Genomic DNA, 13903 nt, shown 5'->3' with positions numbered 1-13903 from the left:
AATAAAATTATACTTAAGTTCACTGGAAACGTCATCCATTTAGGATTTGATTCCTTAGAGGTGGAAAAGTTCTAAGAAAAAGAGAAGAGAAATGATCCAAGACAATCTTTCTCTTCCTACAAGTATATATCAATAATAATAGAAATGGCCTCTATTTATGGTACGGTTCTCCGCGCCACTTTTTTGAAATCTCTTCAATATGATGAGGTGCTGTTCTACAGCATCCCCCTATTAGTCGTGCCCCTGCAAGGTACCATTCTTCAGATTTAAAGTCGAGCCCATCACATACTTCTTGACCATGCCATGTTTTAGTTTCTGGATTATAGGTTTCACCAGAGTTCGGATAAACAATAATCGGTTTTTGGGCGTTTGTCCGCAACTCTTTGATCGCTTCCGTCACGATTGTCACTGGTGCACAATTGAGACCAATGGCAACAATTTGTTCGTTGTCACCAAAAACTCCCGCGCACTCTGCCAGCGGCGTACCGTCACTTATCGCTTTCTCATTTTTCAAAGAAAAGGATAGCCAGGCATATGTATCTGGAAATTCCTTCAACAATAAAGCTAATACCTTCGCTTCCTGCAGGGAAGGAATCGTTTCGAATGCTAATAAATCAGCTCCTGCTTCAATCAACGCTGACATTCTTGTGCGATGAAAGTCTATTAATGTTTCATCCGTAACACCGTAGTTTCCTACATACTCTGAACCATCTGCTAGGTAAGCCCCATAAGGTCCAACGGATGCGGCAACCAATGGCTTAGGTCGATTGGTTTGTGTATTTTCCTGCCAAAAATCATCTCTTGCTTTTCTCGCAAGTAACACAGTTTTCTTAATTAGTTCTAAAGCTTCTTTCTCTTGAATACCACGCTTGGAAAAACCGTCAATGGTTGCTTGGTAGCTTGACGTTATGGCGCAGTCCGCTCCAGCATGAAAATAGTCAGAATGAACCTGATAAATCAATTCTGGATTTTCAAGTAATACACGTGCAGACCAGAGGGGATCGTCCAAATTACACCCATGCGACTCAAGCTCTGTGGCTAAAGCTCCGTCCAGCAGCATAATAGAATGTTCGGATAAAATAGCCTTAATAGGGTTGATTTTGATGGACATAGTCTGCTCCTCTTTTCTTCTTTAAACTTTGTGTTAGATAATAACTTCCATAGCAAAACAATATAAATGGTATGCCGCAATAAAGTGCAATTCGTTGTGTCGGATCAAAGGCTATGCCAATACAAGAAGCAAGACAGAGTATAAAAGAAGCGATTGGTACCAAAGGATAGAATGGTGTACGATAAACCAAGTCCTTTACGGAATTTCCTTCTTTAATATATTGTCTGCGAAATAAAAACTGTGAAGCACTAATACTTATCCAAACGACCACCACAGCTAGGCCCGAAATGGATACAAGTACGATATACACTGTATCTGGTGCAATAATACTTGAGAACAAAGCTAAACCACCGCCAAGCATACTGAAAATGACTGCATTTATTGGAACACCTTGTTTTGTTAATTTTGTAAAAATTGGTGAGATCGTATTCTTATCTGCAAGTGACCAAAGCATTCTTGAAGAGGCATAAAGACCTGAGTTTGCAGCCGATAGAATGGCTGTTAAAATGACAAAGTTCATCATATCAGCTGCATATGGGACTCCAATTTGTTCAAGAACGGCAACAAAGGGGCTCTCTAATACTCCTGCATCGGAAGTAGGCAATAACGCAGATAATACAACAATTGTTCCTACAAAAAAGATAATCAATCTCCACAATGTTGTCCGAATGGCCTTTGGTATCGTTTTTTCCGGATCTGCTGTTTCCCCCGCTGCAACTCCTATTAATTCCGTTCCTGAAAAAGCAAAGTTAACCGCAAGCATGGTCATGACAATCGCAAAAGCACCATTTGGAAATAAACCTGCACTTGTAAAATTAGAGAAGAACGGTGCCGATTCGGAATGGGTCATCGGAACAAAACCTACCATTGCCGCTGCTCCTACACCAATAAACAGAACGATCGCTATGACCTTTATAGACGCGAACCAGAATTCAGATTCAGCGAAAAACCTAACCGTCAGTATATTTAAGACAAAAACCAAAATAGCAAACAGCAAACTCCAAATCCAGACATTAACGGATGGAAACCATCGCTGCATTAATAATCCTGCAGCCGTAAATTCAGAACCTAAAGCAACCGTCCAAGTTAGCCAGTACAACCAAGCAACGGTATACCCCGTCCCTGGTCCAATATATTTAGTCGCATAACTGTGAAAGGCACCCGTTTCAGGCATATGTACGGAAAGCTCTCCTAAACATAGCATGACGAGATAAACCACTAGTGCACCAATCAGATAGGACAGAATGGTCCCAAACGGGCCAGCTTGTTGAATCGTGTAACCCGAACTTAAGAATAATCCTGTTCCAATCACCCCGCCGAGCGATAGCATGACTAAATGTCGTGTTTGCATTTGTCTTTGAAATTTTTGCTTGCTTTTCTTTTCCATCATAGTCTCCTTTTCCAACATCCAGAAAAAACAAAAAACGCACTCTGATAAATGAGTGCGTTACTGATCAATAATAACGTAAGCTCTTATCTATCAAGGGATCACACCCGATGGAATTAGCACAGTGTCATATTAGACCTGCTGCTGAGGTTTCATAGGGCCAGTCCCTCCACCTCTCTGGATAAGAAATATTTTTTTATAACTCTACCAATCTATGAAATATCTGTCAATCTATTTCTGAGTTTTTAAAATTTTAAAACCCTTACAAACAAAAAATATTATAATGGCTGTTATAAAAAAAAAATCTCTCCTTATAAGATTTTTCTGCAAGGAGAGACTCTATTTAAATAGTAACAATACTATTTGTTTCTGCTGCTTCTATAATCCCTAAAATGACTTTAAGAGAAGATAATGCATTGTCGCCTGTTACAAGTGGAGCATGATCAAGATGTACACATTCAATAAAGGCATCGATTACACCACTGTTCTTCCTGAGCGTTCCTTTTTAAAGAACCACGTTGAGTTTGTTTTTTTTACACCCCATTGCTCTGGTCCAGAGTGTCCAAACGTCGTTCTAAAAGTAAGTACTTTTCCAAGCTCTCCATTCTGTATGATTTCTTTAGCCTTTTGATGGGCACCAGTAAACCGTTGATTATGATCCACCATTAATTTTTTTCCAGATTCCATTTGGGCATCGACTAAGTGGCGGGTCTTTTTGAACAAGAAACAAGAAGACACACCCATAAAAGGGATGAAATGACAGTAATTTGAATGAAGAAGAATAAAAATTTACAAACTCTTTATAAACATTGTGAGAGTTTCTAATCTTTGCAAATTGTTTATTTGCTAAAATAGAAATGTTTCAAACTAAAGAAAAAAGGTGGCTAAGAGATGTCCAAGAATTTATTTAGAAGAATTTCCTTACTGATTTTTGCAGCAGTATTAACGTTTAATTTTGTCCCAGACGTTAATAACAAGGTTAGTGCAGTAACCTATGATTCTGAAACAGTATCCTTCGGTCCAGGTCAAGCGGTAAACCTGGTGGACGCACTAATTACGGAGGTTAATAAGGCAACTTCCACAATTGATGGAGCATTTTATGAAATCCGTTATCAGCCATTTGTTGACGCACTTATTCAAGCAAAGAACCGCGGAGTAGCGATTCGCATTGTAACCGATTCAGATTACATTTCCAACACCTTTACACAGCAACTCATCAATGCGGGCATTTCTGTAAAAGGAGACAACCGATCTGCATTAATGCATAACAAATATGCCATTATTGATGGAAAAGAAGTTTGGATGGGTTCAACTAATGTTACCGATACCTGCAATGCTAATAACTATAATAATACAATCCTATGGAATTCTTCTTCTCTTGCATCTATCTATAAAACTGATTTTGAAGAAATGTTTGTATACAACCAATTTACAAAGACTGCTTCTCCTTCCACAATAAGCTCGCAAAAGGTGACCGTTTCAACCTCAACGGCAAATATACCTGTGGAAGTTTATTTTGCTCCTGAAGACAATCCGATTACTTCTATTATCGATGTCATAAATAACGCTAAATATAATGTTTACTTCGATTACTTCTCTTTTACAGATGATAACGTAAGAACAGCATTGATCAATGCGAAAAACCGCGGGGTAAATGTTGAAGGAATATTTGACAGCAGCCAATATGGGAGCAACGGTCCATATGGGGAGCTTGCTTACCTGGCAGAGGCTGGAATCCCAGTCAGTATTGCAGATAACCCTTATGATGGAAAATTGCACGATAAAGTTTTGATTGCTGACAAAGGATATACAATCGCTGCTGTGGTTACAGGTTCTTTTAACGCAAGTGCAAATGCAAATGACACCAACAGTGAAAACCTAATGGTCATCCATGATAAAGCTACTGCTGACAAATACTATAATGAGTTTTTAAGAATAAGCGGTTCCTATGGAAGGGGTAGCGTTTCGATTGATAAGAGCACTGTTTCGGCTGGAACAAATCAAACGATAAATGTGACTCTTCGTGCTCCGTCGACTTATCCGATTCAAAAGGTAGAGATTATGGCTCCTCCTAAATGGCCAGATCCAACTGCGGCTACTGTTACAGCTACAAAGAGTGATGGAACAAACCTTTCAAGCCAGTTAAAGTTTTCTGGAAATTATGTGTATATTGACACGGCTGGCCTTGCAGGAAACCAAAGTATCACCTTTACTTTTTCTGATTGGCTGTCTCCTACCATTCTTGGAGATTATACCTGGTATGCGCAAACCATAACAAGCTCAGCAACCGATCCATATGATTACTTACCAGTAAACTACCAAGCTGCCACTCTAAGTGTGCAGTAAAGGCAGGCGAGGGTGACATTAAGGGTGATTCCACGATCGTAAGGTCATCATTCTTAGTTATATCATTAACAATACAAAGCGAATTATTAAATAATCTAACTAGATTGGTTGTTTCATTATGATTTTTATTATAAAAATTGCGTTCAAACACAATATAAATATATAGATTAACATCAACAAAACCCACCGAATAATGATTCGGTGGGTTTTATGTGTCAATGTGATATGAATACCACTTTTTTTTATTATCAAGAAATCAGATAAAAAATCTGACAATCGGATTGGTTATTTTTAAAAAAATCTTGGTAAATATGCTTTGTGCGCCTCTAGCATTTCGTCTACAATAGCTATAGCCACTTTATCGTTAGCAACAAGCGGATTGATAGTCAATGCAACGATTGCTTTTTCACGACTTCCTTCTACCGCAGCCTCAATTGCCATCTGTTCAAAAGATTTAATCGTTTGTATCAATCCTCGAACTGGAACTGGCAATTCTCCCATCGTTAATGGAACCGGACCATCCTTCGTAATGACACAGCTAACTTCAACAGCACTGTTATATGGCAGGCCTAAAATTGCCCCTTTGTTCATTGTATTCAATGGTTGAATATCTCGCGTATCATTGTAAATAGATGAAATCAAACGACAAGCCGCATCGGAGTAGAATGCTCCACCACGTTTTTCTAACTCAGGTGGTTTTACATCTAGCGTTTCATCTTTATATTTTTCAAATAGAGATGCTTCAATCCGTTGTACGACTTCTGCACGTGTATCATTAGACTCAAATTCTTTCAATTCTCTTGCCAACATCTCAGATGTTTTGTAGTAGTAGTGATGGTATGAGCATGGGATGACATTGATACCTTTGAGGAATTCAGGTGCCCACTCCTCTGCGTCAATATTTTTCACAAAACTTGCATTTGCAGGATCCATTATCATTTCAAGAACTTTATCTTTTACACTAACTCCATCTAAATAAACATCTAATCCAAAAACCATATGATTAAGACCTGCAAAATCAATACGAATACGAGAGTGATCCACGTTTAAAAGTTCTGCAATACCCATTTCCATTCCAATCGGTATATTACAAAGGCCAATAAATCTCTTAATATTTGAATATCTTAATGCTGCCTCTGTAACCATACCTGCAGGGTTTGTAAAATTAAGTACCCACGCATTTGGACAAAGCTCTTCAACTTCCTTACAAATATCCAAAATAACTGGAATCGTACGGAGCGCTTTAAACAAACCACCTGCACCGTTGGTTTCTTGACCAATTACACCATAACTTAATGGAATTCTTTCATCAAGTGCACGTGCAGCCAATTGCCCAATACGAAGTTGTGTAGTAACGAAATCAGCATCTTTCAAAGCTTCACGACGATCATAAGAAAGGTGAATTTCAATTGGAACCCCAGCCTTTTTTACCATGCGCTCTGCTAGCGCTCCAACTGTTTCTAATTTTTCACGACCTGCTTCTACATCAACAAGCCAAAGTTCGGTAACTGGTATTTTATCATAACGCTTTATAATACCTTCAACTAGTTCCGGCGTATAACTAGAGCCCCCACCTATTGTCACAATTTTAAATTTCTTTGACATTATTTAAGGCCCCTTTCATACAATTCAACAATCTCTTTTGCTAAGTCTTTTACGGTCATCGCATTCATCAAGTGATCTTGCGCATGAATCATTAAAAGTGAAATTTCTGTTGGATTTCCACCAATCTCTGATTGAATTAACGATGTTTGAATATGATGTGCCTGATTTAAAGAATCATTTGCTTCTTTTAATTTCTCCCGTGCTAAATCCATATTCTGTTCTTTTGCGGCATGAATGGCTTCCATTGCTGCACTTCGACCATTTCCACCATGTAAAATCAATGTAAAAATTTCTGTTTCATGTTTTACCATAAAACTGACCTCCTTTCTCTTTCAAGAGAAATTTTGAAACTCTGAAACCTTATGGCCACAAATTTTCTATGTTAAAAACCCCTTTGGGTATTCTTGTATTCTATAAATATTCAAAACTTTCAATCTAATATTTTTTATATTATCATGTATTTTTTCATGTCATTCATAATGCCTTTTGAACTCAATGTATCTTTTGATTTCAAGAGGCATTATGTAGGAAGAAACACTTCTTTCGAATTGTATACTACTTATTTTCTTTTAGTTTTATTGCTTGCTCGAGAATAGCTTCACCATTACACATGCCATAATTCATCATATCAATCACTTCAACTGGAATATTTTTCTCTCCACAGATGTTTTTCATTTCGTTCAAAAGAAAACGTACTTGTGGTCCTAACAATAACACATCAACCTCGTCGATTTGTGAGCGAACAACTGATTCAGAAACTGCCCAAATGCGAGCTGAGATCCCTTTTGCCTCAGCAGCTTTTTCCATTTTTGTTACGATTAGACTTGTAGACATACCGGCAGAACAACAAAGTAAAATATTCATTATTATTTCCTCTTTCTTTATTAAGCTTTTAAAGGTCGTTCTTATTGGATACTACTAATCGAGCGACTCGATCGTGTGCAGCTAATGACTTTGGATTAGCAAATATGCTTATAACGGATATCAAGAATGGGATGCCTTGAAAAAGAAACATCAATAAAAATTTAAAGAAACTTCTAACAATCACTAATAATACATAAGCAAACTTACCTTTTTTGTTATTGATGTGTGTTAATTTCAATCGAAAGATCATCTTCCCAATTGTAGATCCTCTTAATAAAAGCGTTGTTAAGACGTCATAACAAAACCAGATAAAAAGCGATTGGAGAAAGGCTTCATTAAAAAGAGCCATTACCTGTACAGTAGCATCTTGACTAGCAGCTTCACTTATTGTTTTTTGAACTTCAATCATCTTTGTTAAGACTCCAGGAAAGTTTGGAAATCCGGTTATTCGATAAATAATTGAAAGTAGGATTGAGACTATCACCGCATCTATGACAAAAGCAGCCATTCTTTTTAATCGAAATTGAGTAAATAATTTCTTTTTGATGTCCATAGTAAGTATTCGCATATAAAAATTAAGGATTCCATTTGGATCTATCCTATTCAACAACGAATAGGATGGGTGTCAAACTTGAAAAGATTGACACCCGAAAGAAGACAGGCCTTAATTAATTATTAGCTTTCTCCATTTCTAAGTTTTTCTTATCCCACATTTTAATGAATGGGAACCAAATTGAAAAGGCAACTGCAAAAGCAACCAATTGCATTACAACACCCATAATTTTACCACCAGTCATAAGATAACCACTGATGAAATATGGTGTTGTCCACGGAATGATTGTACCATTCGTATATGGGAAAATACCCATTGATGTACCAAAATAAGTAACTGTTAAAACTGCTACTGGTGCAAGCATGTAAGGAATTATTAAGAATGGGTTTAAGACAACCGGAACTCCAAACATAATTGGTTCGTTGACGTTAAAAATGGAAGGTCCGATTGCCAAACGTCCAACTTTCTTAAGAAGGTTCGATTTTGCTAAAAACATCATATAGATAGCAACTGGTAAAGTAGCACCTGATCCACCCATCCAGATACCATTCTCATAGAATGTATATGTAATGATATGTGGTAGTGTCTTCGCACCCTCTTTTGCTGCTGCTAAGTTTGCATCTGCATTTGTAATCCAAATAGGTTCCATAACAGAAGTGATGATTGATGAACCATGGATTCCAAAACTCCATAAGAGATGTTCCATTAAACATGCGATAAGAGTACCAATGTATGTTGAACCTAAAATCGTAAATGGTTGTGTTACAACCTCCTGTATAAAAGTTGCGAAATTTTCCCAACTGGTTTGTGCAAATCCAAATCTAACAAATAAGAAGAAAATAATAATAACAAAACCAGGAATAAGGGCTGTAAAAGAACGCGCAACTGTTGGTGGTACAGTATCTGGTAACGTGATGATAATCTTCTTTTGTAAGAAGTAACGATAAATTTCAGCGGTAATAATTGCAACAATTAATCCAACAAACAAATACTGTGCACTAAAAACATCAGGTGACCAAGCTGATACGCTTTCTTTATCAACCGTGAAAGTGCTCATAATGTTAACAATTAAATATCCTGCTAATGCTAAAACACCAGCTGGAACACCGTCAATATTCTTTCCATCGACTTTATAACTGCCTGCAAGTGAGTAAGCTACACCAAACACAGCAATTAAAGCGATGATACCCATTGTGCCGTTATAAACGATGTCTCCAAAAGCATTCCAATTGTCTCCAAAGGTTTTTGCCATGAAGTTTTGATACCATTCTGCTTCTAACCAAGCTACGATAATGAAAAACGAACCAATTATCATTAACGGCATTGCAAACATAATACCGTCACGTAAGGCAAGCAAATGTCTTTGATTACCTATTTTCGAAGCAATCGGTAAAAATTTCTCTTCAAAAAAATTACTTTTCATTGAATTATCACTCCTATAAGGAAGGATCTTGGTAAATCAGTAATTTTCCCTTATACCAAGATCCTTTTAAAATATATTTATATAAATAAGGAATAATATTAATTAGCTTTTGCAAATACTATAGTTACGTCGCAGCAGTATACATTAACATTATTTACACTATTTCACTTAATTAATAAAGTTTGTATTTTACAACTGTTGTGTATTTACTGTAAACTTTAACTTTTCCAACAACAGTGTAAGAACGAACTTTAAAGTAGTAAGTTTTACCTTTAACTAGTCCTGTAGCAGTAAAAGTTCTTGTTGTGGTTGTTTTTGTCACTTTGCCTGTGAAATTGCTTGCTGTTGCGCGATCAATTTCATAGCCTGAAACACCACTTACTGCAGTCCAAGTTAACTTAATTGAAGTCGTACTTGCTTTTGCCGCTTTTAGGGCAGTTGGTGACGCAACCATCCATTTTGCGTAAAGTGTTGAATTTGCTGTTAATTTATCAGTTGTAAAGTTCCAAGCTGTTTTAAACGCTGCATCTTTGTACCAACCAACAAAGACAAATCCTTTTTTCGTTGGATTAGTAGGTTTTGCAATTACAGTATTGTAGTTTGCTGTTTTATTAGTTACTGCGGAACCACCGTTACTGTTAAATTTCACTGTGTAACTATTGATTTTCCAATGAGCAGTTAGCGTATCACTTGCAGATACTCCTGTATTGAAGTTAAATGGTACTGTTTTTGATACTGCTTCATTGTACCAGCCTGCAAACGTGTAACCTGTTTTAGTTGGTGCTGATGGTGCTGTAATAGCAGTTTTGTAACCCGCAGTCACCGAATTTACTGTTGATCCACCTTGTGAATCAAATGAAACTTTATATGTCGGATTCTTAGAAACAGGGCTTACAAATGTCATCACGTGACTATCGTTTGGAAATTGAGCTTCCCCATTAAGTGTCATACCTGAGTATATAACTGTTGCAATGATGTTAGCTGGTTTTTCAGTCTTATACGTAATGTTTCCAGTTTCCTCATCAACCGCTACATCGTCTGGTGAAGATGATTCGTAACTAACTTCTACAAATTTGTTTCCGTCTGTATTTCTTTTTGGATCCGCCATTGCAACTTTTAACCATGTCGGATAGGCAAAAGTAACCTCGTCAACCTTAGCAGGCGCAGTCTTTTCTGCTGATTTCTTAGGGTCAACAACTTTGATTGTGTATGTTATTTTAGCAGGTGTTCTAAAGAATCCATCAATAACATACGCTGTAACCGTAGAAGTTCCTGGTTTTAAAGCAGTTGCATAAGCACCATAGTACTCGCCATTTACACTTAAATCGGTTGGACGTACGTTTCCTTCATCACCGTAAGTTGCTATATTTCTTAGGTCAAGAACTTGAGATGTATTTGCTTCAGGATTGATTTGTGTAGGTAATCCATTGCTATATCCTGCTTGATCCCAAGCATTCGTTGCCCAAGACACATTTCTAACATATCCCGTTGTTTTAGCATCAAGCTTTACAGAGTCACCCACATTAATTGTAAATGTATGTGAATCTGCATTATATTTCGCATGAGGATTCATAGATGCTAAATTAGTTGGGTATGCAAGGCTTTCTGTACCATTATTTACTGGTGCAGTAACTTTTGATCCTAAATCTTCTACATAAGCAGCATCTTCAGGGTTTTGCGTGATCCAGTAAGGCATTGAAATTACAGTTGAAGATTCCATTGATCTGCTGTTACCAGAGTCAATTGTTCTTCTATCCATCGTTCCGAAAATGTTTGTGTTGTATTTTGACATCATAACTTCATCACGTGGGATTAATTGGTCAACCATAAGATTTGGTGCTACATGTGTTACGTCATTTCTGTTTGCAGAAAGAACATCCCAGTTCATGAAATTGTTAGGTATACGTGACATGTACCATTCTGAACCTGCAAGGTCAACTTGTGCATTTCCGATATCAATCCCTTTAGCTTTCAATGCACCTAGAGAAGCTGCATAGAAAGTTGTCATGAATGGGTTTTTCTCTCTCTTTTCGTTTGTCCACCATTGGTTCATGCCTTCTAAGATTTCATCACCGTTAAACTTATCAGCATGGTGAGATAATGTGTAGTATGCTAGTGCTTCTTCTTCTTCATCAGAATAGTTCATGTATGATTCGTGAGTTACACCGCTTACACCGATATCATCACCGTTATGAGCAGCAATACCAAAGTATCTTGCAAGATATTGTAATGTCATATCAAGCATCGATTTTGAGTTATGTGTTTTTGGATATCTTACTTCAAAATCATTGTGTTGATTAGCCTTTTCTGGCGCTTTTACGCCATTCATTACTTTGTATTCGTTTTCAAAATCAAGTGGTTTAATTACATCAATGCCTTGAGCTTCAAGGATTGCTTTTTCTTCAGGAGTATAATCACCCAAATCTCTTGCAACTACAAGTGCTTGTAACTGTAATTGTGCATTTAATGGACCATCTTCATAGTCTGCGTCTCTTCCCCATGCATCCTTATTACCATCAAGGTATTCTGGGTTCAAATTTGCCCATCTAGTTGGAGCATTTGGAACGTTTAATCCATTTCCACGAATGGTTCCCTCATTAAAACGGGATTCAGCTGCGTTCTCACCATTAACAGTCAATTGGAAATAGTTGTTTAGAACTAATGCATTTGTGTGGTTAATCATATCATTTTTGATTAGCGCTGCTAGTTCTGGATCCTCTTCTTTGAACGCTTTATATGCTAGATCAAGTGTAAAATAATGACCTACTAATTCATCTGTAGATGTTGTTGCTTTGTAAACAACTTTATTTGAGTCTAAAGCTTTTGTATCAGCGTCAAAATCACCGTTTTGGTTTGCAAAAATTTCTGTTAAACGTGAAGGTACTGCAACTGTGTCATAAGCTTTAAGAGCAGGATTAGTTCCATTTTTGAAAGATCCTGGGGCATTATAGTAAACTGTGTTTCCATTTATATCTGTAGTTTGTCCTGCCTTCTTTTTAATCCATGCATTATCCCAAGTTTCAGCTTCTGGAATTGTAGCGCCATTGTTACTTGTGTTAACTTTGTACGATCTAGCAAAGAAACCAGATGAAGCAGGTTTTTTTGTGTGATCTAATGTATACTTACCATTTTCATCAACGTAAACTGGCTTTCCTTCGTTCGCTGTAAGCCACGCTTTTGCTTCATCGATGGTTGATACGTTTCCACCATAAGAGTTAACAACATACACATAGTCGTTTACATTGTTTTTAGATGTAACTTTTAATTGCGTACCAGATACATAACCAAGAGTTACGATGGATTCAACTGCACGAATAGCAGATGCTTTTGCATCTTTTGTTCTAGCATCAGATTCTCCGAAGTTTTCCTTCATGTAGTTGTATCTCCAGATTTCACCAGAAGCATACATTGTCGTCCATAGACCATCATTGTCTGTATCACCTGTTGCTCTAGCAGCGTCTTTATCAGCTGTCATAAGGGCTTTAATCATATCCGCTGTAGAAGAGAAAGACATACTACCAGATTGGAATCCGAATCTATCTGTATAGTTTCTAGAAATTTCTGTTTGAAGTAAAGCTTTGCCCATTAGGGACATTTGCTTTCTCACAATGTGAGTTGCATTTCCTTTTTCGCCTAGAACCCAAAGTCCATTATTACCATCAGGCATAATGTTGGTAATCACTTCTTTTGCGTTAAATGTTGCAGCATTACCAGCATTATTAGTACCAGAACCTGAAGATTCACCAGTTTGAGGAATATATCTTCCACCTTGCAAATATTGAATTTGATCAGCTGAAGAAAGATTCGGATCATAGAGTGTGATCGCATCAGATACGATACCAGTAATTACGCCATGAGGCTTATCTTCTTCACCAAGAAGAATTTTATCATTTGACTTGATTAAAGTATCTTTTGAAACCATCCATTTTACGCCATCTTCTCCATTAACAAAGCCAACATAGCTTTTAGAAGGGAATTTCTTTCCTGATGGAGCAGTAGGAATATTTGTTGTTTGCCAAGTCGATGTTGAAAGGGCAGCTGGGATATTTGCATCCCCTGCATTGTAATAGTAAACTACTTTTTCAAGATTTATAGTTGCCTGTGACTCTGTTACTGTAACAGTAATGTTCACAGTTGCAGCTGCACCAGTTGAATCTACTCCAGTACCAGTGATTCTTGCAGTACCACCAGACACACCTAAAATCTTCCCGCTGTAATCACCATTTTCGTTGCCAATCATATCAACATAGGCAACATAGGGATCAGAAGTTGTCCATTTTACTGGCTTTGTTGTATCTAAACCAGTAGGTTTTGCATGAGTGATTTGTGTAGTATTCATATAAATGCTTGTGCCAGTTGAAACATTTTTTACAGTAAAAGCTTGAGTTGAAACAGTAGGAGCAGCTTCAACAACTATACTACTAAAATTACCTGCAACCATTGAAAGAGCTAAAGCAGTAGCTGAAACAGATCTACTAAAACGCCATTTACTTCTTTTCATTTATCTTCCTCCTAAGTAATATATTCGAATCAATTTTCTAACTCATAGATTTAACCATACATTATAAACAAGTCCTTACTTTTTTCGCTTCTAACCTCCTCCATACTTTGTGG

At 37.2% G+C, this 13903-nt stretch carries 9 protein-coding genes, 1 pseudogene and 1 riboswitch; of the genes and pseudogenes, 1 reads left to right on the top strand and 9 read right to left on the bottom strand.

Features of this window, described 5'->3' with window-relative positions:
* Positions 1-151: 151 nt before the first annotated feature.
* The 3 genes and pseudogenes from mmuM to ACJ004_RS24780 form a co-directional block, all read right to left on the bottom strand.
* Positions 152-1111 carry a homocysteine S-methyltransferase gene (gene mmuM / locus ACJ004_RS24790; RefSeq protein ID WP_410895810.1) on the bottom strand — a complete coding sequence of 320 codons (960 nt, stop codon included), beginning with the start codon at positions 1109-1111 and terminating at the stop codon, positions 152-154.
* Positions 1086-2498, bottom strand: coding sequence for an S-methylmethionine permease (gene mmuP, locus ACJ004_RS24785; protein WP_410895809.1), 1413 nt, complete (start codon positions 2496-2498; stop codon positions 1086-1088). The genes mmuM and mmuP overlap by 26 nt, the downstream gene beginning before the upstream one ends.
* An 83-nt stretch (positions 2499-2581) precedes the next feature.
* Positions 2582-2686, bottom strand: a riboswitch (SAM riboswitch).
* Positions 2687-2990: 304 nt separating this feature from the next.
* Positions 2991-3191 (bottom strand): annotated as a pseudogene (locus ACJ004_RS24780) (Gfo/Idh/MocA family protein); the annotation flags it as partial.
* 198 nt (positions 3192-3389) lie between these two features.
* Here ACJ004_RS24780 and ACJ004_RS24775 point away from each other — a divergent pair.
* Positions 3390-4844: a phospholipase D-like domain-containing protein gene (locus tag ACJ004_RS24775; RefSeq protein ID WP_410895808.1), complete on the top strand. Its 1455-nt coding sequence runs from the start codon at positions 3390-3392 to the stop codon at positions 4842-4844.
* A 291-nt stretch (positions 4845-5135) separates the two neighbouring features.
* Here ACJ004_RS24775 and ACJ004_RS24770 read toward each other — a convergent pair whose 3' ends face one another.
* The 6 genes from ACJ004_RS24770 to ACJ004_RS24745 all read right to left on the bottom strand — a co-directional run bounded on the left by ACJ004_RS24770 (position 5136) and on the right by ACJ004_RS24745 (position 13790).
* A complete protein-coding gene (locus ACJ004_RS24770; protein ID WP_410895807.1) occupies positions 5136-6449 on the bottom strand; it encodes a 6-phospho-beta-glucosidase in 1314 nt (437 codons plus the stop codon).
* Positions 6449-6760: a PTS lactose/cellobiose transporter subunit IIA gene (locus ACJ004_RS24765; RefSeq protein WP_410895806.1), complete on the bottom strand. Its 312-nt coding sequence runs from the start codon at positions 6758-6760 to the stop codon at positions 6449-6451. The genes ACJ004_RS24770 and ACJ004_RS24765 overlap by 1 nt, the downstream gene beginning before the upstream one ends.
* Positions 6761-7004: 244 nt before the next feature.
* Positions 7005-7313: a PTS sugar transporter subunit IIB gene (locus tag ACJ004_RS24760; RefSeq protein ID WP_410895805.1), complete on the bottom strand. Its 309-nt coding sequence runs from the start codon at positions 7311-7313 to the stop codon at positions 7005-7007.
* Between the two features lie 28 nt (positions 7314-7341).
* Positions 7342-7866 (bottom strand): RDD family protein, encoded by a 525-nt coding sequence (locus ACJ004_RS24755; RefSeq protein ID WP_410895804.1) that lies wholly within the window; start codon positions 7864-7866, stop codon positions 7342-7344.
* Positions 7867-7981: 115 nt separating this feature from the next.
* A complete protein-coding gene (gene celB / locus ACJ004_RS24750) occupies positions 7982-9289 on the bottom strand; it encodes a PTS cellobiose transporter subunit IIC (protein ID WP_410895803.1) in 1308 nt (435 codons plus the stop codon).
* A gap of 172 nt (positions 9290-9461) precedes the next feature.
* Positions 9462-13790 carry an InlB B-repeat-containing protein gene (locus tag ACJ004_RS24745; protein WP_410895802.1) on the bottom strand — a complete coding sequence of 1443 codons (4329 nt, stop codon included), beginning with the start codon at positions 13788-13790 and terminating at the stop codon, positions 9462-9464.
* Positions 13791-13903 lie beyond the last annotated feature (113 nt).

The organism is Neobacillus sp. 204, from assembly GCF_046562815.1.
In the GTDB taxonomy this organism is placed as follows: Bacteria; Bacillota; Bacilli; order Bacillales; family Cytobacillaceae; genus Neobacillus.
This window is presented reverse-complemented; position numbering and strand designations above follow the sequence as displayed.